Raw genomic sequence first — 23,115 nt, 5'->3', positions numbered from 1 at the left:
CGAACTACGCGAACGTGCCGCCCAGCGCTTCAGCCCCGAGATCAAAGCGGAGCCGAGTGGACGGCCACCCGGCGTGCCTGCACGAGTACACACCATACGCGCCCTGCAAATTGAGGCTACGGATACCGTCGAACGTTTCCACGACCGGGATGAGACGTGACCAGGACAGTCAATCGCGGAAAATTACCTCGTCTGCAGACGATTCTGTCGGCGGTCGGGCTGCCCATGTTGCGTGGTTACCGAACGGTCATTGTAGCGGTTCTGATCGATGGAATTGGCGCAGGCATGTTCCTGCCATTCTCCATCATCTTCTTCGACAACTCGACCGACCTTTCCCTGTCCTGGATCGGGACCGGCCTCACGATCGCCACCGTGCTGGCGATGCCGGCCGCGCTGCTGGCCGGCTCCGGAATCGACCGGTGGGGGCCCGCGGTCATTCTCGTCGTCAACAACGTGGTGGCCGCCCTTGGCTACATCTCGTATTTCCTGGTCCATGACGTCATCACACTGATCGCGGCATCGGTCATCGTGCTGATCGCGGATCAGCTGTACTGGTCGGCCTGGCCGGTTTACGTAGCCGATATCAGCCAGGGCCAAGACCTGGACCGATGGTTCGCCCTGACCAATGTCGTCAGAAACGTGAGCGTCGGATTAGGAGGCCTGCTTGGCGGCGTCATCGCCTCGAGTTATGGGCCGTCGTCCCTGTCCTGGCTGCTCGGCGTGAACATAGTGACCTGCTTCGTCGCGGGGGCGATATTCTCCAGCAAGCGTATTGCCGGAGCCAGGTCGCGCCGTGATTCGTCATCCAAGCCGAGGGAACGCCCCAGGTGGGGCGACGCATTGCGTGATCGTCCCTTTCTCCTCATGGCCGCATCGCAAGCCGTCACCAGCTTCGCCTGGCTGATTCCCCACATGGCGTTGCCGGTCTATCTGATCGTCGTCGAAAAGGTCTCACCATGGGTGGCGTCGATGGGATTGACGCTGAACACGCTGATATCCATCGCTCTGCAGACGGTGATAACACGATTGACCGCCGGCTTTTCGAGGGCGGTTGTGATCGCTGCGGCGACCGGCCTCATGACCTCTGGCGTAGCCGCGATAGCAGTTTCAGGACACACTGATGGCCTGAGCCAGACCAGTCTGATTCTTCTCGGCGTAACCCTGTTGACCCTGGGCCAGCTCATTCACGGTCCCGCGGTGTCGGCACTGGTGACGCTGCATGCGCCAGAGGCGGCCCGAGGTCGCTACATGAGCATATTCCAGCTTGCCTGGGCGTGCTCATCGGTCGGCGGACCGGTTTTGGTCGGATCACTCGTCGAACTGGATGCGACGCTCCTTTGGGGCACGTTCGCACTACTGATTTTGTTCGGAGGCGCGGGGTACATATGGGCACTTCACGTGAAGTCGATCACACGCAATCGCACGGAACAGTTCCAGGGAACGGCGAAGGGGACGACCCCGCCCTGAACCGCCTGGCAGAGCTACAGGAAAGGTACCGCAAGCTCGAGAGCCGACTGAGCCGTCGCAGCCAGTGGTCGGAGAACTTCGTCGGACGCGAACTGCGGATGAATACATTCCGCGACGACAATTGCTACGTCTGGCAGACGCGCTACTTCGGCGAGGACCAAGTCCTCAAGTATCTCAGCTATGCCGACTACATCGCGAGGAGCGACACTCAGGGGCTACTTGGTGTGCTAAGCGAGGATGGCGCCTTTGGCTGTGAGCGGTTCTATTCGGACCGCTTCGGCTGGTTGAGTCGAGATCTATTGGACTCTCTTAACGAGATCTACTTCCTTGATCGGCACATGAACATCTTCGGCCGAGAAGATCTCGTTGTCGTGGACATCGGGGCGGGATACGGGCGGCTCGCCCATCGAATGGCGGAAGCGGTTCCCGGGCTGGCCAGGTACTACTGCCTCGACGGAATTCCCGAATCCACATTGGTCTGCGAAACGTATTTGAGATTCAGGGGGGTCGAGCGCAAGACTGTCGCGCTGGCACTCGACGAGCTCCATGTCGTTTCGGATTCCCGGTCTCCTGATCTTGCTGTGAACATACACAGCTTCTCCGAGATGCCTTACACCGCGGTGGACGGTTGGCTCAGCTGGCTGCGAGACCTGAGGGTGCCCTTTCTCCTGATCGTCCCGAACGACACCAACAAACCCTTCAGTTGTGAAGCCATCGTGGATGGCATCGCGGTGCGGCGCGGCCTGGAGCCGCTTCTGGAGAGGTATGGCTACCAACTCGCGAGCTGCGAGCCCATTATCCTCGATGACCGGACCCGAGAACTACTGGCATGCACTAACTATTTCATGCTGTTCGAGCTTCGCGAATCGCAGTAGTGACGCTACAGAGGAGGCGAGGCCTCGCGCCACAAGAAACGAAACACTGTGATCACGTCGGCCACCATTCAGCGGGCTAGCGACACGGAACCCCAGTAATTGAACGGATAGGCGAAAGATGCGGCCAGAGCTAAAGATCGCGACGAAGATAAATATCCCGCTGCAGGTCGGCAAGCAAGTAATGGCACGGGTCAGTATGGTGTCATTCGACGGCTTGAGCGCACCCGGGGAGCATGTCGCGCTCATTTTCGGAGAAATCGCAGGCGACGAGGCACCGCTGGTGCGGGTGCATTCGGAGTGCTTGACGGGAGACGTGTTCCGGTCGGCGCGCTGCGATTGCGGTGATCAGCTTGCCGAGGCAATTGAGCTCATGGCCGGGTCGTCCGGGATCCTGCTGTATCTGCGCCAGGAAGGCCGCGGAATCGGTCTGTACAACAAGCTGAGGGCATACGCGCTCCAAGACGGCGGCCTGGATACCTTCGATGCGAACACCGCGCTGAACTTTGAGCACGACCTGCGTAATTACCTGGTAGCGGCAGAAATGCTCCTGGCGATCGGCGCGCGTAGAATCCGACTATTATCAAATAATCCAGACAAGGTACGGCAGCTTGAGGGGAACGGCATTGAGGTATGCGCCCGGGTCCCGACCGGCGTGTACGAAAACCCCATCAACCGTGGCTATCTGGAGGCCAAGGTCTATCGGGGCAAGCATGAAATCGTGCTGAGCTAGAGGCTGATTCACAAGCCTGTGGGAAGGAGCCAGAGCCGATGATCAGGGAGCCGAGCATGCGAGCAGTCAAGATAGGCGCATCGGTCATGTTCCACCCGAAACGGCGGTCGGCCGCCCAGGCATTAGCCGCACAGCTTACTGATTTCAACTGCGCCCTAGCCGAAGACCCCAGTCCGGGTGGGCCGCCGACGAGCCGTCGCTCGGCTCTGCTTGCCTGGTCCCAGGCGAGAGCGGACACGACACATCATCTTGTGCTGCAGGATGACGTCATTCTCGGCGCGGACTTCGTCAGCACGGTATCGAAGGCCGCCGAACTCTATCCGGACTGCGCGCTTGCCCTGTACGCCAACTGGAACTGCTGGAACGGCGCAGCCGCGAGACTGGCGGCGGCAACCGGAGGGGCGTGGGCACGAGCGGTGAGAGGCGAATGGGTTCCGACGCTGGCGCTATTACTGCCGCGTGAGGATGCTGTGGGGGTCGCGGCTGAAGGCTCTTCGAAAGAGTGTACGGAGCTCCCGGACGATGTCTTCGTCCAGCGCTATCTAGAACGCGTCGGCCGCTCGACTTTGATCTCGCTGCCGAATCTGGTTGAACACGCCGGCGGCCCGAGTGTGATGGGACACGCACACGGTCCACGGCATTCCGTTTGCTTCATTGGGAACACGAGCAAGAGCCTGGCGGCGAATTATTGGCAGACGTCTTCGATCTCGGCTTCCGCCACGGTGCTTCCGTACGTGTTTCGCGGTCGCGCAGGAACCGTGGTGCTCGAATCGGCTACGGGAATTTGGAGACATATTTCTTGGAGCAGGTTTCTTCACCTCATAGGAGCCCAGGACAGGATCGAGATGATCCGGGACAACGCGATGAAGTTCGTCCGCCAAGTCGCGGTGCCTCCGCGGTTCGGTCCCTTCGTCGTCGAGAATCAATTCGGGGGAGCGTTCATCTACGGGCTGATCGCGGGCAGTCAGGGTGGGGCATGGAGCAGCCTGGTAAATGAGTGTTTGGGGACGCAACTCCTCGGCGGTCTGAGCAACACGGGTGTCGTGCTGGGCGACGATGCGCTGGTTGCGATTGGTCAGGAACTGGTCACCCATTGGCATGACGGCCTGAATCACGGGCGTAGTCGCCCGTCTCCTGATATCGCGGGCCGGTCGCTGGACTGCTATCCGGCCGCTGCGGACGTGTGGACATACCGTCTCGAGGACGACCCAGAAGCAGCCCGGTCGGAAGACTCGTCAAAGGAGACTTGACGCATATGGTGGACATGCTTATGCCCTCGTGGCCTCGCACACCCTATGGTGGTGAGAATATCCCTGAAGGCTGGCAGGCTCGGCAGTCCGTCACGATATTCACATGCTTCTACCGGGAACCCATCCAGGCCTTTGAGCGTTCCGCTCAGGGGCTGCAGCGGCTGTCATATCCATGCGATCTCCTGGAACTGGTCTGGGTGGTCTCCAGTGAACAAGCACAGGATATCAAGCATGCGGAATCGATGATGCGAAGATACAACCGGGACGGGCGGTTGAACTGGCATCTCAAAGTCCTCCCAAGCGTATCACCGAAAGGTCATGCCCTTAATCAAGTATTCGATCTGTCCGAGGCAGAAGTGATCGGGATCCTTGACGCCGATGTCGTACCGGGGCCGGATCAGCTTCGTGAGGCCGTATTCGCACTCGAGGTTGAGGGATACGACTTAGTCCAGGGAGCAGAGGTCAGCGCCGGAGGGGCAGGGCTGTTCTCACAGGTTCGGGCTCTGGAGGACAGCACGTGGTGCTCGTCCCAGCGCGGTCTGAATCGGTGGCTCGGCGTGCATGTCGTCGAAGGGAGCTCGGTTTACGGTCGGCGCGCCACATGGAATAGCGCGCGCCCGTTCCTGGATACGGGCGTGGAGGAATCATATGAATGGGGTCTCAAATTCATCGAGCAAGGATTCAAGTTGGGCTTCGTTCGCACGGCCTCGCAGGAGTCGCCCGGCACGAATGTGCGACTGGCGATCATGCAGCGTAGCCGCTGGTCCCGGGGTGAGATCCAAAGGTTGATGTCCGACTGGAACAGGCTAAGAGGGCGGGCGCGCAGGCTTGCCTTGATGGCGTTAGTGAGTATTGCGGCCAGGCTCCTTATCCCGATACTCATAGTGCTTTCCCCTTTCGCCCTGAGCGCAATGGTGCTCCTGTTCGTGGTCCTTCTTGCTGAGCTCATCAGACTGCTGTGCACGGCGTCCGATCCGCTGGTACGCGCACACTCTTCACTGCGGGCATGGATATTGCTGATCCCTTGGGAAGTCCTTGCGTCGGCGAGCCTGTTCAAGGCCATCGCCGACCTTGGAAGAGGCAAGAACATCTGGTACAGCGTCCGTGAAACTTGAGAGCCCAAGGGCCGCCCATGTCGCTGCGGACATCGCCGCGTGGGCGTCGTGATCTCCCACTGTCAGCCGAGGTCGGGGTGCGGGATGTAGCGGGCGGGGTGGATCATGGTGAGAGCGGTGTCGTTGGCCATGAACGTGTCCATATCGCCGATTCGCCACCCGGCCCCGATCAGCACTGGCACGAGCGGATGCATCCCCGGCACCGCGATCCTGGCCGCTCCGCCGGCTCCGGTTCTTTCGGCGGCCGCGGCGAGGGCGCCGAGCACGGCTTGCGCGCAGTCCTGCGGGGTCTCGCCGCCAGCAGGGCCGATCACGATATGACCGTCGGTTACGCGCGTGAAGGCGTATCCCTGGTCGGTCGCGTACGGCGTGACGCCCGGGATGGCGGTGTACCAGATGAGCGTGTCTGGGCGGGTCCCTCCTGAGGCACGAGCGTCCAACGGTGCGACGTCCTCCGGCCGTGCCTCCCGCACCGGTGGCGCGGGTAGCCCGGTGGCCGGTCCGGTCAGGTAGAGCAGCGGGCACCAGGGGCGCAGGCCGTACCGGACATAGAGGCTTATCGCGCGGGGGTCGGACGAGGCGAACGTCACCTTCGGGCCGTTGCCCGCGAGCAGTTTTGATAGCAGTGCCCGGCCTATTCCGGAGGACTGGTGCTCGGGCAGGACGAACAGGTCGCCCAGGTGGGTGACGGTGTCCCGGCGCAGGGCGCCGCCGAAGCCCTGGGCGTCGAGGGGATCCGCCGACGCGATGAGCAGCATGCCGAAAGCGCGCTCGGCGTCGAGGAAGTCGCGCGCCCCGGGCCACCCGGTCAACAGGCCGAAGCGCCTGGCCACGCCCCGCACGGCGGGCATGTCATCCTCGGTCACGGCTCGCACATCGACTCCCGTTTCGCCACGGCTCATGACGTACTCCTATTGGACGGGCACCCGCAGATCGCGGAAGCCGGCGATTTTGACGTTCAGCGTGGCGGCGCTTGCCAGATCTGGCTGTGCAGGTCGCTGCCGCGGATGATCTGGACGCGCCACGGGGTCAGCCGTAGTACGTGCAGTTGGGGGTCCGCGGGGCTTTTCCAGAAGTTGCCCAGGTCGTAACCGGCCCCGCGAGGGCTTCCGTTGCGGTAGAGGGTCCACACCCGGCGTTTGGTCTCCAGGTTGTCGATCCATTCGGCTACGGTGTCGAGGTTCACGGCGTTCTGGCGGGGCGTCCAGTACGAGAAGGTGGTGTGCGGGTTGTTCGCCAGATGTGCCGCCTTGACCGGGGTCTTGTAGGTGGCGAGCCAGCCGGCCGGGCGGTCGTCGATCACCTCCCAGATCGGGATCAGCACGCGCGCCCTGGGACGTCCCTTGGCGTCCACGGTGGTCATGGTGGCGTAGACGATGTCGCCGATGTAGGCGTTGAACTGGTCCTCGATCGCGGTGAACGACGTCACTTTGGTGGCCATCCGATGCTCCGATCGTGGTCAGGCCGAGACTGTCTCGGGTGCTGGGGCCGCGGTACGGGCGCCGAGGCCGAAGGCGATGACCACTACCGCCGCGACCGCGACGGCGGCGGGCACGATGAGGGCGGTCTGGAGGGCGTCGAGTTCCGCTTGGGGGGTCGTGGCGGCGCCGAGCGCCGCGATGTTCACGGCGGTCACCGCCGACAGGCCCAGCGCGGTGCCGAACTGCATCGCCGTGTAGAGCAGGCCGCTGGCCAGGCCGTGCTCGTGTTCTTCGATGCCTTCGGTGGCGGCCATGGTCAGCGGGCCGTACGTCAGGGAGAACGCCAGGCCGAGCAGGATCATGGTGGGGAGCATGGCGGCGTATGTCCAGTCCGGTCCGACCGGCAGGAACAACGCGTAGGCCACCGCTGCCAGCACCAGCCCGCCGAACAGCACGCGTACGTTGCCGAACCTGTTCACCAGGCGCGGGGTCACCGTCGGGGCCAGCACCGTGTCAATGCCGATCACCAGCATGGCGAGGCCGGTCTGCAGGGTGCTCCAGCCGCGCACTTCCTGGAGGTAGAGGGTCGCGAGGAACTGGAAGCCGGCGAACGAGGCGAGGAACAGCAGCGCCCCCAGGTTGGCCCGCACGAGCGGGCCCGAGCGCAGGATGCCCAAGCGCACCAGGGGGTTGGCCGAGCGCCGTTCGATCGCGATGAAGGCCGTCAGCAGCAGCAGTCCCGCGGCGAAGACCGCGAGCGTGCCCGCGGCGCCGTTGCCGGGGTGCTCCAGGCGCACCACTCCGTACACCAGCAGCAGCATCGCGCCGGTGATGCTGAACGCGCCGGCCAGGTCGTAGCCGCCCTCCGGACGCTCCCGCGGGCCGGAGTCCTTGAGGAGGGGGATCGCCGCCAGCAAGATCACCGCGGACAGCGCCACCGGGGCGAAGAACACCCACCTCCAGCCGAGCGAGGTCAGCAGGCCACCGGCGACCAGGCCGAGGGAGAATCCGCCCGCGGCCGTGCCGGCGTACACCCCGAGCGCCTTGGTGCGCTGCGGGCCCTCGGGGAAGTTGCCGGTGACCAGCGCCAGCCCCGCGGGTGCCATGAAGGCCGCGGCGACTCCGGTGATGAATCGGGCGACCAGCAACATCCAGCCTTCGGTGGCCAGGCCGCCCAGACCGGAGAAGACAAGGAAGATCGTCAGCCAGGTGAGGAACATGCGGCGGCGGCCCAGCAGATCGGCGGTGCGGCCGCCAAGCAGCATGAAACCGCCATAGCCGAGCACATAGGCGCTGACCACGCCGCTGAGCATCCCGGTGGACAGGCCCAGATCGGCCCGGATCGCCGGCAATGCCACATTCAGCATCGCCACGTCGATCCCTTCCAGGAAGATGGCTCCGGCCAGCACGAGCAGCACGCTCCAGGCGCGTACGTCCATGCGGTCTTTCGATGGGGACATGGTCCAGTCCTCTCGGGAACGGGACCGGCTCGTGGTTACTCATGCAACTGCCGGTTCCCTTTGGTAACTGGCAGCATCCTTGATCACTGTTGGCGGTCGCGGAAGACGGCACTTCAAAGTCCCTCGGTTACCGCGGGGATACCGGGCGGGATCGGCCGCGCCGAGCATTGCGCCACCGGGAGTTCCACGGGTGCTCCCGAAATGGAACGGAATGTCCTGCCACAGGAACCACGCGGAACGCCCTAAGGGCGAAACAACTCATCCTTACTAAGGGAACTCATATGAACAAGATCGTCTCGCGGCTCGGGCGCGGCGTCGCGCTCGGCGCCGTCATGGCCTTCGCCGGGCTCGGGCTCGCCGTCACTCCGGCGAACGCCGCGGCCGACACGGCGGTCATCGCCATCACCAAGCAGCCGGGAAACTACTTCAAGGTCACCATCGATGTCGTGATCGGCATGACCGAGTTCCAGGCCCAGCAGTTGAAGAACACCGGCCACCCGATCGTCCTCAGGGTCTGGGGCGAGGACAAGGTCAGCGACAATGTCCTCTACGGACCCGACTCCTTCAAGGCCTACGACGTCACCAAGCGGGGCATCGAACTCCACACGTACTACTACTTCAAGAGCGGCACGACGCTCAACGAGGACTCGGGCTGGTTCGACGACGAAGTCGACGACATCTACGTCGGCGCCCACCTGCTCAACCCGGCGGGCAGCACCCTCCGGTCCGTGGAGAGCAACACGGTCCACGGCAGGTTCTGACCGGGCAGCGGGAGATGAGGTGCCCCCGGTCGGAACTGCCCGGCGGGCTGCTGACCGCGCACCCTCTCCCGCCTCCGTGAGCCTGCGCGAACGGGTCGGCGTGGGCCGTCTTGGACCTATGGACCGGCCGCCTCTGCCTTGGTGGTCGCCGCCGAACTCGCGCCGGTGGCTTGTGGCCAGGACGTGTCCGACGTCCTGGCCGCACTTGCCGCGATGATCCGCAACGCCGTTCGCACCCGGGGTCAAGATCAGTACGGACGTTCCGGATGAGCGCGGTTGTAGGCGATGCAGACATGCGAGGGAATCCGGTCGCTGTCCATCTCATAGCGGTTCCGTTTGGCCCATTCGCGCACCTCCGCGGTACCCGCCTGCCACTCGGTAGCTTCACGGTCCTTGAGGCGGGTGCCCTTGTTCCTCCGGGATTCGGTAATTGCCCGATGTATAGCCTCGGTGACCGTACGCGTCTGGTTGATGTCTAGTTCTTCCACGACAAGCTCGGTTAGCTCGGTGATCGTTCGTTGCTGACCATCACGCTCGTGCCAGTGGATTAGTGCGACAAGTTGCTCCTGTCCGTAACTCAAGATGGGAAGTCGTTGCGGAAGATGCGGCTTGCCGTTCTTGACGGATTCGCGCCCAGCCATTTTGGGTGCCGCTACGCGTGGTTTCGAATGTGCCGGAACGAGTGTCCGTACGGGATCGGAGGGCCGCGCCGCTGCTCGGGGGCGAAGGTGTTCCGCGACGGGGCCAGGCTGTTCAAGGTCGGCTATGTCGCCGTCCTCCAATCCGTCCCAGCCATCGATGCCGGCCAATTCCGTAGCTGTCCAGCTTGCCGGTTGGGCACCGGCGACCTGGGAAGAGAGGTCCCCGTCTCCCGGTTGGATCCCCATGTGCTCCAAGGTTGACCACAGAGACGCCAGAGCGTCTTCCCGGGAGAAATAGAACTCACTCTCGCGGACTCGCCAGAATCGCCAGCCGGCTCGCTTGAGTTCCCGCTCTCGTTCATTGTCCTCCCGAATCTGCTCTGGTGTGCCATGCCAGTAGTCGCCGTCGCATTCGACGGCCAATCGGCCGCGTGCTCCGCTGATGACCAGGTCGATACGGCGGCCATTCACTTCGAACTGTGGCACCACGTGGTATCCGCGTCTGCGGATCTCCAGGAAGACCCGCTGCTCGAACAGGGAGTCGAAGTCCGGGTGACGCTCGGTTTCGGTCACGTCCGTCAACATGGAGGAGGCGGACAGGATCGTTGGCGGGGTGAGCATGTAGGTCAGAAGAGAGCGCCGCAGGTCATTCGAGCGCAGCAGATCTGGGGGCACGGAGTGGAACAACCACATCTGATCCTTGGCACGTGACGCGGCCACGTTGAATCGGCGCTGCCACTCGGTGCTGGTGACGGCGACCCGCTCCTCCGCGATCACCATGGACAGGAAAATCACGTCACGCTCGTCCCCCTGGAAGTCCGGTGGAGTGCCGACCCGGACCTTGCGCCGGTCGAGTTCCTTGAGTTCGATCTCGGCATGGAGCAGGTTTTGAAGCAACTGGACCTGGCCGGTGCCTTGGATCACGACCACACCGAAGGTCTTCCCTTCGTAGGCGGGGTCGGCGATGCAGGCCTTGACCTGTTCCACGATCGCTTTGGCCTCGGTCTGGTTGCGCAGCTTGGTTGCTGATCCCTCGGTGAAGGCGCCGGTGACGTGGACGGTACGCAGCGGGGGTAGCCGGTCCACGCCGAACCGGCGGAGCGGAACCAGCGGCTCATCGCCGTAGAACTGGCGCGAAGAGTACTGGATGATCTCCGGCATACACCGGAAGTGCTCCTTGAGCCGGATGGTCGACCCGAACCTGGTGGACAGGATGTCGAAGAGGCTGGAATTGGGGGTGAAGACATCTCGCAGGTATGCCGGCACATCCGGGAGATAGGCGGCGAGCTTCGTGAAGATCGGCTGCAGTTCGCCCCTATTAATCATCGATGGGGCGCACTGCTTGTCGTCGCCGACGACGATGACCCGCGGTGCGAGCCACAGCAGGAACAGCGCGTCGAGGCTCGCCTGACTGGCTTCGTCGACGATGACCACGTCAAAGGAGTCGCGCAGCGGCGGGATGGTCTCAACGACTTGCGGGAGCGGCATGATCCACGCGGGTATGGCGTGGAGCGACTGGGTCATGGCCTCCCGGGCGCGTAACCGGTAGCGGGGCGCATATCTGCCGGTGCCCTTCCCCAGTTTGGACATGAAGTCGCGATAGGCCTTCAGCGCCTGCGAATGGGCTCCGGTCATACGACCGAGGCATTGGTGCCACGCTTTCTCGGAGGCCAGTTCGGCGGTCAGTTTGAGGTGCCGCCGTGTTTCCGCTTCCAACTCGGCTTCCAGCTGCTGTTCGAGTCCTGGGCGTCGCTGTTGGTCGAAGAAGGCGACGGCGTTTCCCCACGCCCAGGCGTCGTCCCAGACGCCAAGACGTTGTTGCCACGCCGGGTCACTGGGCGAGGTGCTCATGAGCTGGGCAAGTGCCGGATGCACGTCACGTACTGCGGAAAGCAGCACGGCACACCGTTTGTGGTCGCACAGTTCCCGGACGGCTTCGGCCAGCGCGGTGAGGCACTCGTCGTAGCACCCGACGTCGCGTACGGCTACCGCACGGGACGCCGACACCAGTTCGGGAGGCGCATGCCCCTTGGCGATCTCTATTTCCAAGCCGGCCCCCAGCTCCGCCAGTTCCCGGGTCGCCCGCTCAGCGTCGAGCCTCAGTCGTACGGCGCGCAGCGACCCGACGTATGCCGTCCATTCCTCCCGGGCGCGCAGTGAAATCCGGATACCCACGGCCGCCAAGGTTCCGGTGGTCGTATTGATCGCGGCAATGGCCCGTCGCACCTGCGACAACTGTTCGTAGGTCTCGGTGACACACGCCGACATCAGTGGCAGTGGCGCCTCTGGGAAGGTGACGTGCACCATGCCCCAGCAGCGGCTGAGCTCCGCGTGGGCGATGTGGACGGCGATCTCCGCGAGGACAAGGTCGAGTAACTCGACCGTCTGCGGCGGGACTCCGTCGACAAGCGCGCTCTGCAAGATGGGCTCGGCCTGTCGCTGTATCGCGTGGGCGAATAGACCCCGCTTGAGTTTGCCGCCGCCAGCGAGGAAGTCGCGTAGCGCGACAGTAGCGTCCCGCAGGCCGAGCAGGCTGCCAACCGACTCGTACGTAGGCAGGGTAACGGCACGGACGCCGAGGGTCGCGCACGCTTGTGCGATGACGGTGGCGCGATCTCCGTATAGCTCGAGTTGATCCCAAAGCGCGGCTTCCCTGCCGAGCAGACCGGCCTGGATCGCCCGGTCCACCCAGGCATCCGAACGGCTGTCGAGTTCGTGGAACGCCGTTTCGGCGGTGTCCCGCTCCTTTTCCAGCAGGGCGAACAACTTCTCGTCGCAGGACTCCAACCGCTCGGACAACTCGTTGCCTGCGACATTCGCGGCCTGGTGTGTGGCCGCCTCCGCCGCGATCAGTGCGCGCAGCCGCTCCGCAGACGGGAGATCCGCCGGATCGGGAAGCCGTTGATCGACTCTGGCGGCTCGTTGTGGAGTGGCGGCGGCCAGGAGGGTGAGGAGTTCCCAGGCTTCGCCTGCGGGGATCGGCGGAGCGGCGACGCATCCCTTGGGCATCCAGTTCAGGGTGCCCTCACGTTCCTTGATCTTCGAGACGATCTGGGCGAGGGTGCCGCCGTAGCCGGGCGCGATGGTGCCGTGGTCGAATGTTTCCGCTTCGCGTATCGCCCGGATTCGCTCGGTGAGAATCGCGATGGCCCGGCGCGCCTCAGCCAACCGCTCCTGACTCTTCTCCACCTTCTTGGCTTGTGCCTGCGCGTCGTAGGAGGAGTGGCGGCTAGAAAGCATTTTCACGCTGCCCTCCAACTCGGCGGACCCGCCGCGTGCCTGGTCGGTCGCCGAGACGCACAGGTGACTGATGCCGGTGGGCAACTTGTCTCGAAGCACTCGCAGGGCTTGCCCCTTCTGGCTGGTGACCAGGACCCGCTGCCCTTCGGCCAGTAACGACGAGATGAGGTTGGCGATGGTGTGGGTCTTGCCGGTGCCGGGCGGGCCCTGTACCACCACACCGTTGTCGGCCTGGAGTCGATGAATGATCTGGCTCTGCTCCGGATTGGACGGAAGCGGGAAGAGAGGATCGGCACCTAGACCGGTGCCCGCGACCTGTTCCCCCATGAACGACATCCGCTCGTCCGGCTCCAATGAGGTCACCAATTGGGCGAGACCAAGAGGAGCCTCGGCGTCAGGGCCCGACAGCGCGCCAAGCATCTGCTCGTAGTAGGAAATCAACGAGGCGCGGTCACGCTTACGGAACACCAGCGCGGGAGCCAAGCGCACTTGGGTGGCGAAGTCATCCTGAGCAGGTGGTTCCCACATGTCGCTGTAGGCGGCGCCGTACTCGAAGGCGCGACCGCACCAGTTTTGGAGTTGGTCGGAAACCGACTCGTGCAGCCCGAACCCGTCCTCACCCTCCCGAACGATATTGCGCACGTGATCGGTGCGGCGTGGATCGAACCCAGCAAGATCATCCAGAATGTGTCGGTCCTGAAAAGTGGTACGCGACCCGAGCCTGATCTCTATGCGCTGCGACTCGTTGTCCCGTGCGATCTCCACAGGCGTGACGAGAATATGGTTACGAACCTTCGTACCTTCGGGGGACTTCCAGGTGAGCAGGCCTGCGGTCAGCACCAATTCGAACTCGTCGTCATGCTGTGACAGGGTGTCGGCATGCCCCCATAACCGCTGGTGCCAGCGGCGGTGGTCGGCGAGCGCACGCTCCTGCTCGGCCCAACGTCGCCATACCGGGACCCATGCCTCGTAAGCGGCGAGGATGCCTGGCGCCTTGTCGATGGACAAACGTTCGGTGGCGGCTCGTCTCTCCCCGTCGGCGATCTCGGTATAAGTCACCGGCCCTTCCTTGCGAAGCGGAGGCGCCTCAATCGTGGCCTGGCTCACCCGGTCCTTGTCGATCCAGCCATCGAGTCGATCGGGAATCACCGGCACGGGAAGTTGGGGTGGCGCCTCGATCGAGAAGAGAACTTCATTCGGTTCCGCCGAGGTATGAACCTTCACATCCGCGGGCAGTTCGTTCAGCCAGTGGATGGCCTCGTATGCGGCGATGTCCCGGATCGGCTCGCGCTTGGCAGAGGCCAGTTCTTTGAGAAACTCGATCAATCGTGCCGTTTTGTCGACCAGTTGCGGGTCGCGAGATCGAGCAGCCACGGGTGACTCCTGCGCGGTCAGAGTGGTTCAAGATACGAATGGACTTCTGAGGTAGGACGGTTGCTCCGGCGCAATGGAGGTCACTGTAGGTCAAACTGTGATGTGGTATGTCTGTTGGGGCCTGGGTGCCGAATATGATGTGGTGGCCATGGGTTGGTGTTGGTGGCATTTGGATGGCCGTTGGCCTTGACCGGTCCCGTGGTTCGCGCAGTCTGCTAGGAGATGACGGCGGTATGGGCGAGCCGCGCGGTTTCAGACGAAGATCTCAGGCTGACTGAACCGCCCCGGGTTGATAGAGGCTAACTTCGCCCTGAGCACAACGATTGCGGCGATCGTCACGCCACACGGGATGTGCCGTCCGCGGCACTCGGGCTCCTCGTCGCGCTGGCACCGCATGCGCTTGTCGGTTCCATATTGGCGGAACTCAGCAGGCGGGACATTTCCAGGCCGCGCACGACGTGGATTCGGCGGGCCGCGTTTTTCACTCCCGGGACTGGCCTCCGCTGCCGAGCGAGGTCCCGCGACTGGAGCGGATAGTGGTGGAAGGTGACGAGCGTCGCATTCCGCTTGAAGGAGGAAAACCCGGCGGAATGAGGGCTTGGGGTGGTCCCGTGAGTTCCGGAGCGGATCACGGCCACCTGATCCGGTAGTCGGCGGTGGGCCGGTAGCCGCGGACGTAGTCGATGGTGAATTCCCTCGGATACGGCCGCTCGCGGTCTGTGCGGGGGAGTTCGTAGATGCCGAGCATCAGCTGCATCGGGTAGCGCGGTGACTGGTGTACGGTCCGGACGCGCTTGCCGTCGACCAGGAAGGTGACCCTGGCGGGCGTCCACTCGGCGGCGTACACGTGGAAGTCGCGGGCGTCGATGGGTACGGACTCCACCGTGAAGTCGTCGGTGATGTCCGGGTCGCCGAAGGGATGCAGGCCCATGCCGATCCGGGCAGCGTCCGGCCTTACGTCGCGGCCGAAGATCTCGCAGACGCAGATCTCGGCCGAGCGTTCGGGCTCGTCTTCGTAGCCGATCATCCACAATGCGACCATGGCGCGGGGGTCGTCGGTCGCCTTGGCCCGCATCTCGATCAGGCCGTACCGGGGCGTATAGAGCCTGACATTGGCCTGCGCCTCGCGGACGATCATGCCGGGCCGGCGGCCGTGCTGCCCGATGCCACTGTCCACGGGGCCGGCGAAGACGCCGGTCTGCAGGGAGGAGACGCGGAGCTCTCCCTCCACCTCGGGGCACCACGGCGGCTGGTCCTCCTCGATCCGTAGCCGCAGCAGGCCACCCCCGATCTGGTGGCGGGCGAGCGATGCGGTGCCAGCGGTCCACTGGGGCAGATAGCGGGGCACCCATCGTGTCTCGTCGAGGCGATCGCCGTCGAAGATGTCCTCGAACTCCAGCTCGTAGCCGTCCTTGGTGACCGGGTCGGGCGTACCCGTCACGATCGGTTCTCCTCTCGATGGAATGCAGACTGTCGCTGATTACTCGAATCCATTGATGGGGTCGCGACAGCATCCTGCCGAACCCCTGAGGACTCCAGCCTGAGGTGATGATGTGAGTCGGCGCAATCCGCCTCAGGATCCCTTGCTGACCAGGCGAGCCGGGGGCTTCCTCAGGTCGACCGCTCCGCCCCACGACGTGAAGCGGATATCGCTCTTGCGTAGGGTGTCGCCGAGCGGTGCCGCCGGGTCCCGGTATTCGGTGAGCAGCCGGACCGGCAGTCCTTCGGGATTTGTCCACATCTGCCAGGTCATCACGAGTGCGGCCTCGCGGTCGTCGGGCCTCCAGATCTCATCCGCGCTCAACGACGGGGACGCCGCGCTGAGCGCGCCGAGGGTGATCTGGCCCTTGCGTACATCGGCGATCTGCTCGGTCTCGGTCGCCAGGACCGCCTTCAGGGTGGACGGTTCGAGGATCAACATCGGCGTGAAGAACGGACTGCGCTTGCCCGGCTCGCTTGGCCACCGCTGCCACTTCTTGCCCTTGGGCAGCACTTCCTCGACCGGGTCGCCCGACTGGTAGGTGTGCGGGCCGACCGCGACCGAACGGGTGCCGGACTCCATCAGGCTGGTCTTCATCGTGACGTCGTAGCCCTCCACGCCGGCTGGGTTGAACTGGACTTTCCCGGTGCGCTCACCGTCGTTGAACTTCTCGCCGTCGACATGGGTCTCCTGGAGTTCGCGCACCGACACGCCGCGGCCTTCGACAAGCTGGGCGGTCAGGGCGTCAAGAGGATTCACCTGAGCGATGCCCTGGGACGGAGCGGGAGCGGCGGGGGCGCCGCAAGCGGTGGCGAGGGCAGCCGCGAGACCGAGTACGACGGTTCTGATGGCGATCGTCACATGAGCGGACCTTAGTGGAGTTTAGGGGGGTTGCGACCCCAATTTCTCACGGGGCGTGTGAGGCATTGGGATATCGCGTGGCAGGGTTGTCGCAACTGCGCTTGCGGTCGGTCGTGTCGATGTTCGTCTCCACGATCGGTGCGCCCGATGGCCTGGCCGTCACGGGATCGTGCGTCCGTCAGGCGTCCAGGCCGAGGCGTTGCAGGCGGTCCTCGGCGGTGCCCTCGATGACGTGCTCGAGTTGGGCCGCGTTGATTTCCGCCACCCGGGTGATGGTCTTGGCGGTGGCGTGCTGTCGTTCGAAGTCCGACATTGTTGGGAATTCCGCCTCCAGCACCAGGTGGTGCAGGCCGCCGAAGGCCGGTGCCCATACCCGGTACGGGGTGAGGCCCTCGGCCGTGTACAGCTCGTTCTTCTCCTGTTGGAGCTTCAGGAACGCGGGCAGGGTGCCGTATCTGAGGTTGCGCAGGATCTGGTGCCGGTAGGTCATCAGGGGGTCTCCATGTGGGGGACGGCCACCCAGCCCTTGTCGAAGGGTGTGGTGAAGAAGTTGTGTACGCGCAGGTGCGAGATGAGCCAACGGCCGGCCTCGCGGCGGAAGTCGTTGTCGTAGCTTCCGGCGATCCACAGGGGCTGGTCGCCGCGGTAGGTGCATGCCTGGAAGTACATCCAGCGGCCGCGTGCGGTGTCGCCGTCGACCTCGATGGCGCCGTTGGTCAGGAAGTGCGCGGCGAATGGCATTCGGTCGACGTTGCGGTCGAACTTCCGTACCAGCGCGGGCCGGCCGACGGCCGCCCAGCCGGGGTTGCCGTGTGGGCCCACGCTCTCCCAGCGGCCGTCCTCGGTGAAGAGCACGCTCACATGGCGGCCTTTGTCCGCCTCGCGGTCGGCTGCGGCCATGTACGCCACCATGAGCTGCTCGATCTCGTGCCGGGACTCCAGCAGGTCCAGCCGCGCCAGCAGCGGCTCATCCATCGGTGGCTCCAAGCGCGGCCTGGTAGCGGGTGAGCAGCCAGGCGTTCATCTGCGGGATCGTGGTCTCCAGCTTGGCCAGCGGCCCGCGCGGCGCGAACCTGGACTCGTACCCGCGCTGGAGCGCCTCGGTGGTGACGGCGTCCTGCTCGATCGCCACCGCCTTGCGCTTGAGCTGCTCGGCGTAGATCTCCTCGAAGCCGGGCACCTCGACCGCCGACTTCGGGTAGAGGTTGACCCGGCGCAGGTCGATCGTCCGGGCCGAGGTGGGCAGCACGAACGACAGGCTGACGAACGTCGGCTGGAAGATGCCGAAGATCAGCGGCGGCACCGACGCGAACATCACCCGCTTGCGCTGCTCCTCGGTCAGGCCGGGGATGCCGGGCGTGCGCCGCCTGCCGTCGGCCGCGTCGCCGAGGCTGGCCTCCTCGCTGACCAGGTACGTCGGGTGCATGATCTGCCCGTCGCCCGGGTCGAACTCGCCGAACTCCGCCAGCCGCGACGGCGCGCTCTCGTGCACGCCCTTGTGCACGAACGCGGTGTGGTAGGGCTCCAGCGCGTTGTCGTGGTGGATCTTCCAGTTCCACGGCAGGTCGCGGCGCATCGAGGCGGGCATCGGCACCAGCTCGTCCAGCCCGAACGTGGCCAGCTCGGCGTCCAGCTTGGCCAGGGTGGGGGCGAGCGGGCGGGCGTCCGGGTCGAAGTTCACGAACACCAGACCGTGGAAGATCTCGGTACGCACGGCCGGCAGCCGGACGAACCGGCGCAGGTCCTTCAGCGGCACGGTCTCGGTCATCTGCGGGGCCGCGACCAGCTTGCCGTCCAGCCCGAACGCCCAGTTGTGGTACGGGCAGACCAGCTTGGTGCCGTTCAGGCAGGGCGCCTCGGCGTCGCGGGCGTTGAGCCCGTCGAAGATCGGGTGTCCGCGGTGCTGGCAGACCGTGGACAGCGTCCGGATCTCGCCGCTGAGGTCGCGGAGCACCACGATCGGCTCGTCGAAGATCGTCATCGGGAGCTGGTCCCCGGGGTTGGGGATCTCGTTGACGTGCGCGACGCACAGCCACTCGCGGGCGAAGATCGCCTGCTTCTCGAACTCGAAGAAGTCCTGGCTGGTGTAGACCTGGCGGGGCAGGAGCTGCGCGGACTGCACCGGGTCGGTGCACCGCTCCACGTCGAGGAGGATCTCCGCGGCGCGGGCGCGGATCTTGCCGTCAAGCACGGTGTCCACGTGCTTCTCCTTCCTGGGGGTGGGCCTTAGAGGCCGATGCCGTCCTTGACGTACGTGTTGGTGAAGAGGTCGGCGGGCTTGAGCCCGTCCTTGAGCGCCTTGTTCTGCGCGGCGAAGATCGGCGACAGGATGTCGATCATCTTCTGCACGCGGGTCTCGTCGAAGCGGCCGATGGTGCCGGAGGCGTCGTTGGCCGCGAGCTGCCGGTCCAGGATCGTCTTGACCGCGGCGGCGTTCAGGCCCTCGCTGGTCTGCCAGAACTCGCCGATCTCCTGGTTCATCTCGGTGATCTTGGCGGAGATCGGGCCCGGGTTCTTCAGGAAGTCCACCCACGCCCGCTGCATCATCGGCACGAACTCCTTGAGGCAGGCGTCGTACCGCGTCACCAGCTCCGGCCGCATCGACAGCGAGCTGGCGTAGTTCACGTAGCCGGCGTCGTACACGAGCAGCGTTTTGACCGGCTTGTTCCAGCCGCGGGTCTCGCTGCCGTACTTGTACGGCTCCGCGCTGGCCAGCCCCGACTGCACCACCCCGCCGTCGGAGGCCACCCACCGGTCGGCGCTGCCCTGGTAGGACCCGTCCACCTGGCTCTTCTTGAGCTGGCCTGAGCCGACGAGATACTCCATGTAGGTCGAGCCCTCGAAGTACAGCACCGGCGTGTCCGTCTTGCCGATGTCCGCGATCGAGGTGAAGTCGAACTTCTCCGGGTTGTACATCAGGATCTGCGGATCCTTGTCGAAGTAGCTCATGACCGCGACGGTCGGCTGCTCCTTGGAGTTCTGGATCGCCTCGTCGGTGGCCAGCATGCCCATGAACAGCGAGTCGTCCTTGTACAGCTGCGCTGTCACCTGGTCGTTGCCGGTGAGCGGGCCGCCCGCCCGGACCTCCACGTTCACCCCGGTGTCGGCCAGCGGGCCCTTGTACACGCCGGTCTTGGCGTCGAGGGTGCCGCCGGGGCCGATGAGCTGGTACATCCCGCCGTACTCGGCTTCGGGGAACCAGCTCAGCTGGATGGAGATCGTGTCGGGGCAGACGCCCTTGAGGGAGACGCCCGTGGTCACCGTCGGCGCGGCCTGCGGGGGCGCCGCCTCGGTGGTGTCCCCGCCGCAGGCGGCGGTCAGGGTGAGGAGGCCGGCCGCGGCCAGTGCGCGAATGGAGGGTTTCATATCGTGGCTCGCATTTCAGCTTGACTTCGAGTGCGCCGAGGCGTGCCAGTTCCGCAGCACGTGCCGGCTGATCAGGGTGTTGGTCAGGAAGAGGGCCAGGCCGAGCAGCGAGGAGCAGATGATCGCGGCGTACAGCCGTTCGGTCTCCAGGGACGCCCGGTAGATGTCCAGCAGGCGCCCGATGCCCGGATCGCCCTGCCGGAAGAAGAAGTCGGCCACGATCGCGCCGATGACCGAAAGCCCGCCGGAGATGCGCAGCCCGGTGAGGATGTTGGGCAGCGCCGCCGGGATCTCCAGCCGCCACAGCCGCGTCCACCGGCCGGCCTTCATCAGGTCGAACAGGTCGCGCTGCGACGGCTCGACCGACTTCAGGCCGAACAGGGTGTTGGTGATGATCGGGAACAGCGCCAGGATCGAGCAGATCAGGATCCGGCTGAAGGTGTCGAACCCGAACCAGAGCCCGACCAGCGGTGTCATGGCCAGCACGGGCAGCGTCTGCAGCGCCACCGCGTACGGGTAGAAGGATCGCTCCATCGCGACCGACTGCGACATGACCACGGCCAGCGTGAACCCGATCGCCCCGGCGATCGCGAACCCGGTGAGCGAGATCGCGGCGGTCGAGCCGAGACCGGCCAGGATCTCCGCGAAGTTGTGCCAGTCCAGGAAGCCGACGGACACCACGTCGTGCGGGGGAGGCAGCAGGAACCGGCGGCGCTCGCTGAGCAGGCCGTACGAGATGAGGTACCACACCGCCACGAACAGGCCGAAGACGATCAGCGGCGGCCCGCCCATGGTGACGTACCCGCGCAGCCGGCCCTGCCCGGCCAACGTGATCGGCTCGGCGGCGGGCGCCATTGTCGTGGTGATCGACGTCACTGGGCACCACTCCTCAGGCAGCGGCCGATCTCGCCGGTGAGCGCGGCGAACTCCGGCGTCGAGCGCAGCTCGGGCTCGCGCGGGTAGGGGAAGGGCACTTCGAACTGGCCGATGATCCGGCCTGGCCGGGCGCTCATCACCGCCACCCGGGTGGACAGGAACACCGCCTCCGCGATCGAGTGCGTGACGAACACCCCGGCGAACGCGCGGGCCCGGAAGATGCGCAGCAGCTCGCTGTTGAGCCGCTCCCTGGTGATCTCGTCGATCGCGCCGAACGGCTCGTCGAACAGGAACACCTCAGGTTCCAGCGTCAGCGCCCGGGCCAGGCTGGCCCGCATCCGCATGCCGCCGGAGAGCTGGTTCGGATGCCGGTTCTCGAACCCGGCCAGGCCCACCATCTCGATGGCCTGCCGCGCCTTCGCCGCCCGCTCGGCCTTGGGCAGCTTCTTGAGCTGGTTGCACAGCTCGACGTTCTGCCGCACCGTACGCCACGGGAGCAGCGTCGGATCCTGGAACACGTAGGCGATGTGGCCGGTGTTCAGCACCACCTCGCCCGCCGTCGGCCGCGCCAGGCCCGACGCGATCCGCAGCAGCGTGCTCTTGCCGCAGCCGGACGGGCCCACCAGGGAGACGAACTCGCCGGGGGCGATGTCCATGTCGACGGTGTCGACCGCGTGCACCCCGTTGGGGAAGACCATCTCCACCCCCCGGAAGGCCAGGGCGGCGATGGTCGTCACGCCATTGGTCACGATGGCGCTCCTTTCTTGAGCGAAATGGGGGTTCGCCCCCGTGCGGCGAGTTCCTCAAGCGCGCGTACGACCGACCACACCGTGATCGCCGACGTCCGCCCGGCGGGGAGCGTGTCGTTGAGCAGCGCGAACCGGTACTCGCCGACCGCCGTCCGCGCCGTGATCTCATGTCGGGTACGGCGGGCCGCGGGGTCCGCGGTCACCACCACGCGCACCCGGTCGATGCCGGTGGTGGCCAGCCCGAGGGTGACCGCGACGTTCGCCGTCTTCGGGAACCGCAGCGCCGCCTCGCGCGCCGTCCCGGCGAACACGACCCCTACGTCCGGCACGCCCAGCGCGCCTGGCGTCTTGACGGTCGTGAGGGTGACATCCGCGGCGCCGTCCGCGCGGATGGCGGCGGCCAGCAGGTCCAGGCCGCCGATCGCGCCCGGCGGAACCGTCCAGCGGGCGCCTCCGGCCAGCGCGGCGGCGTCGAGCTCGGCGTGCACGGCGTCGTCTGCCAGCGCGCCCGCGCTGCAGACGACCAGGTCGCGGCCCGCGGCCAGCACCTGCGCGCCGTACGCGCGCACCGCCGCGCCGCCCGCCGCCTCGACCACCACGTCCCCGCTCCCGGTCAGCTCTTCCACCACCGCCCCGGCGGGGAAGCGCGAGCCGACGGCGGCGCCGGTCACGCATCCGGCCACGCGCCCCGCCGCGAGCAGCTCGCGCAGCGTGCCGCCGATCCCGCCGGTGCCGAGCAGCGATACGCGCATCTCACACGCCCAGCGCGACGGCGCCGATACGGGGATCGGCGGCGGCGGTCAGGCCGGTGCCGGTGACGCGCAGGAGCACGTGCGCCGGGCGTACGGCCGACGCGCTCGCCTCCACCGGCACCCGCGCGCCGTCCTGGAGGGACCAGCGCGGCCTGGTCAGGATGGCGCCGAGATCGTCGGGACCCGTGGTCATGAGGTCGCCGAGCACCTGCGCGTTCCACGGCACCTGCTGCTCGCCGCCCGGCGTCGCGCCGAACAGGTCGGGCCTGCCTGTGCCGCGGGTGTCCAGCGCCCAGGCGTGCAGCGTGGTCGGCGGCCTGCGGCCCGGCGCGGGCCCGTCCGGGTGGCCGGGATCGGGGTGGAAGCCGCGCCCGGCCCGGTTGGACAGCACCAGGTCGTAAGGTTCGGCCACCAGGCCGCTGCCGAACTGCGGATGCGAGTTCGAGTGCACCATCACCACCGCGTTTCCCTCGCCGTCCGCCGCCGCTACCACCGACGTCCCTTCGCCGGTCGGCCCGCCCACCAGGACTCGTTCGCCCGCCAGCGCGGCGAGCAGCGCCGGTCCGCGCGTCGGCGCGGGCGTCACCCAGATCCCGTCCTGCCTGACCGGCTCCGCCCACTCGGCCGTCGGGGCGGCCAGGTCGTCGCGGCCGATCACGCCGCCCGCCGCCGCGACTCGCTCGGCGAGCGCGGCGCC

Annotated in this window: 20 protein-coding genes; 6 read left to right on the top strand and 14 right to left on the bottom strand. The window is 65.7% G+C overall.

What is annotated here, in order from left to right; genetic code table 11:
- Positions 1-156 precede the first annotated feature (156 nt).
- From Aple_RS46810 to Aple_RS46790, 5 genes are all read left to right on the top strand, one after another.
- Positions 157-1,467 (top strand): MFS transporter, encoded by a 1,311-nt coding sequence (locus Aple_RS46810; protein ID WP_155351260.1) that lies wholly within the window; start codon positions 157-159, stop codon positions 1,465-1,467.
- A complete protein-coding gene (locus Aple_RS46805; RefSeq protein WP_155351259.1) occupies positions 1,386-2,342 on the top strand; it encodes a putative sugar O-methyltransferase in 957 nt (318 codons plus the stop codon). Before Aple_RS46810 ends, Aple_RS46805 begins: the two co-directional genes overlap by 82 nt.
- Positions 2,343-2,460: 118 nt before the next feature.
- Entirely contained in the window at positions 2,461-3,072 is a 612-nt protein-coding gene (ribA, locus tag Aple_RS46800; RefSeq protein ID WP_155351258.1) for a GTP cyclohydrolase II, read from the top strand.
- 56 nt (positions 3,073-3,128) lie between these two features.
- Positions 3,129-4,322: a hypothetical protein gene (locus Aple_RS46795; protein ID WP_155351257.1), complete on the top strand. Its 1,194-nt coding sequence runs from the start codon at positions 3,129-3,131 to the stop codon at positions 4,320-4,322.
- Between the two features lie 5 nt (positions 4,323-4,327).
- Positions 4,328-5,437: a glycosyltransferase family 2 protein gene (locus tag Aple_RS46790; RefSeq protein ID WP_246265421.1), complete on the top strand. Its 1,110-nt coding sequence runs from the start codon at positions 4,328-4,330 to the stop codon at positions 5,435-5,437.
- Between the two features lie 62 nt (positions 5,438-5,499).
- On the opposite strand, the gene Aple_RS46785 is transcribed toward Aple_RS46790, so the two are convergent.
- Genes Aple_RS46785 through Aple_RS46775 form a run of 3 tightly spaced genes read right to left on the bottom strand, consistent with a single transcriptional unit; the run spans position 5,500 to position 8,318 of the window.
- A complete protein-coding gene (locus tag Aple_RS46785; RefSeq protein WP_155351255.1) occupies positions 5,500-6,339 on the bottom strand; it encodes a GNAT family N-acetyltransferase in 840 nt (279 codons plus the stop codon).
- Positions 6,340-6,395: 56 nt separating this feature from the next.
- Positions 6,396-6,878, bottom strand: a complete 483-nt coding sequence (locus Aple_RS46780; protein ID WP_155351254.1) for a pyridoxamine 5'-phosphate oxidase family protein — start codon at positions 6,876-6,878, stop codon at positions 6,396-6,398.
- A gap of 18 nt (positions 6,879-6,896) precedes the next feature.
- Positions 6,897-8,318: an MFS transporter gene (locus tag Aple_RS46775; protein ID WP_155351253.1), complete on the bottom strand. Its 1,422-nt coding sequence runs from the start codon at positions 8,316-8,318 to the stop codon at positions 6,897-6,899.
- 281 nt (positions 8,319-8,599) lie between these two features.
- On the opposite strand from Aple_RS46775, the gene Aple_RS46770 reads away from it, so the two are divergent.
- Entirely contained in the window at positions 8,600-9,079 is a 480-nt protein-coding gene (locus Aple_RS46770; protein WP_155351252.1) for a hypothetical protein, read from the top strand.
- A gap of 248 nt (positions 9,080-9,327) precedes the next feature.
- On the opposite strand, the gene Aple_RS46765 is transcribed toward Aple_RS46770, so the two are convergent.
- The 11 genes from Aple_RS46765 to Aple_RS46710 all read right to left on the bottom strand — a co-directional run.
- Positions 9,328-14,334, bottom strand: coding sequence for a PDDEXK-like endonuclease domain-containing protein (locus tag Aple_RS46765; protein WP_155351251.1), 5,007 nt, complete (start codon positions 14,332-14,334; stop codon positions 9,328-9,330).
- Positions 14,335-14,962: 628 nt separating this feature from the next.
- Positions 14,963-15,775 (bottom strand): glycoside hydrolase family 16 protein, encoded by an 813-nt coding sequence (locus Aple_RS46760; protein WP_170322021.1) that lies wholly within the window; start codon positions 15,773-15,775, stop codon positions 14,963-14,965.
- A gap of 132 nt (positions 15,776-15,907) precedes the next feature.
- A complete protein-coding gene (locus tag Aple_RS46755) occupies positions 15,908-16,675 on the bottom strand; it encodes a hypothetical protein (protein WP_155351250.1) in 768 nt (255 codons plus the stop codon).
- Positions 16,676-16,853: 178 nt separating this feature from the next.
- The gene (locus tag Aple_RS46750) at positions 16,854-17,165 is read right to left on the bottom strand and encodes a hypothetical protein (RefSeq protein ID WP_155351249.1); all 312 of its coding nucleotides are present in this window, start codon (positions 17,163-17,165) and stop codon (positions 16,854-16,856) included.
- Positions 17,165-17,650, bottom strand: coding sequence for a nuclear transport factor 2 family protein (locus Aple_RS46745; protein WP_155351248.1), 486 nt, complete (start codon positions 17,648-17,650; stop codon positions 17,165-17,167). The genes Aple_RS46750 and Aple_RS46745 overlap by 1 nt, the downstream gene beginning before the upstream one ends.
- Complete coding sequence (locus tag Aple_RS52600) at positions 17,643-18,875, bottom strand: aromatic ring-hydroxylating oxygenase subunit alpha (protein WP_170322020.1); 1,233 nt, start codon at positions 18,873-18,875, stop codon at positions 17,643-17,645. The genes Aple_RS46745 and Aple_RS52600 overlap by 8 nt, the downstream gene beginning before the upstream one ends.
- A 26-nt stretch (positions 18,876-18,901) precedes the next feature.
- The gene (locus Aple_RS46730) at positions 18,902-20,041 is read right to left on the bottom strand and encodes a substrate-binding domain-containing protein (RefSeq protein ID WP_170322019.1); all 1,140 of its coding nucleotides are present in this window, start codon (positions 20,039-20,041) and stop codon (positions 18,902-18,904) included.
- Positions 20,042-20,056: 15 nt separating this feature from the next.
- The gene (locus Aple_RS46725) at positions 20,057-20,917 is read right to left on the bottom strand and encodes an ABC transporter permease (RefSeq protein ID WP_218038880.1); all 861 of its coding nucleotides are present in this window, start codon (positions 20,915-20,917) and stop codon (positions 20,057-20,059) included.
- Positions 20,914-21,666 (bottom strand): ABC transporter ATP-binding protein, encoded by a 753-nt coding sequence (locus Aple_RS46720; protein ID WP_218038879.1) that lies wholly within the window; start codon positions 21,664-21,666, stop codon positions 20,914-20,916. Before Aple_RS46720 ends, Aple_RS46725 begins: the two co-directional genes overlap by 4 nt.
- A complete protein-coding gene (locus Aple_RS46715) occupies positions 21,663-22,418 on the bottom strand; it encodes an aspartate dehydrogenase domain-containing protein (protein WP_155351245.1) in 756 nt (251 codons plus the stop codon). The genes Aple_RS46720 and Aple_RS46715 overlap by 4 nt, the downstream gene beginning before the upstream one ends.
- Position 22,419: 1 nt before the next feature.
- The coding region (locus Aple_RS46710) for a gamma-glutamyltransferase (protein WP_174889981.1) at positions 22,420-23,115 on the bottom strand (696 nt) is incomplete at its 5' end.

Source organism: Acrocarpospora pleiomorpha (genome assembly GCF_009687885.1).
GTDB lineage: Bacteria > Actinomycetota > Actinomycetes > Streptosporangiales > Streptosporangiaceae > Acrocarpospora > Acrocarpospora pleiomorpha.
Note: the sequence above shows the minus strand (reverse complement) of the source record. Positions and strands in the feature narration are given on the sequence as shown.

Excerpts from the sequence above, each read along its gene's own strand:
- Aple_RS46785 (WP_155351255.1), bottom strand. The coding sequence starts at position 6,339 with ATGAGCCGTGGCGAAACGGGAGTCGATGTGCGAGCCGTGACCGAGGAT.
- Aple_RS46790 (WP_246265421.1), top strand. The coding sequence starts at position 4,328 with ATGGTGGACATGCTTATGCCCTCGTGGCCTCGCACACCCTATGGTGGT.
- Aple_RS46780 (WP_155351254.1), bottom strand. The coding sequence starts at position 6,878 with ATGGCCACCAAAGTGACGTCGTTCACCGCGATCGAGGACCAGTTCAAC.
- Aple_RS46775 (WP_155351253.1), bottom strand. The coding sequence starts at position 8,318 with ATGTCCCCATCGAAAGACCGCATGGACGTACGCGCCTGGAGCGTGCTG.
- Aple_RS46715 (WP_155351245.1), bottom strand. The coding sequence starts at position 22,418 with ATGCGCGTATCGCTGCTCGGCACCGGCGGGATCGGCGGCACGCTGCGC.
- Aple_RS46750 (WP_155351249.1), bottom strand. The coding sequence starts at position 17,165 with ATGACCTACCGGCACCAGATCCTGCGCAACCTCAGATACGGCACCCTG.
- Aple_RS46730 (WP_170322019.1), bottom strand. The coding sequence starts at position 20,041 with ATGAAACCCTCCATTCGCGCACTGGCCGCGGCCGGCCTCCTCACCCTG.
- Aple_RS46805 (WP_155351259.1), top strand. The coding sequence starts at position 1,386 with ATGGGCACTTCACGTGAAGTCGATCACACGCAATCGCACGGAACAGTT.
- Aple_RS46795 (WP_155351257.1), top strand. The coding sequence starts at position 3,129 with ATGCGAGCAGTCAAGATAGGCGCATCGGTCATGTTCCACCCGAAACGG.
- Aple_RS46770 (WP_155351252.1), top strand. The coding sequence starts at position 8,600 with ATGAACAAGATCGTCTCGCGGCTCGGGCGCGGCGTCGCGCTCGGCGCC.
- ribA (WP_155351258.1), top strand. The coding sequence starts at position 2,461 with ATGCGGCCAGAGCTAAAGATCGCGACGAAGATAAATATCCCGCTGCAG.
- Aple_RS46745 (WP_155351248.1), bottom strand. The coding sequence starts at position 17,650 with ATGGATGAGCCGCTGCTGGCGCGGCTGGACCTGCTGGAGTCCCGGCAC.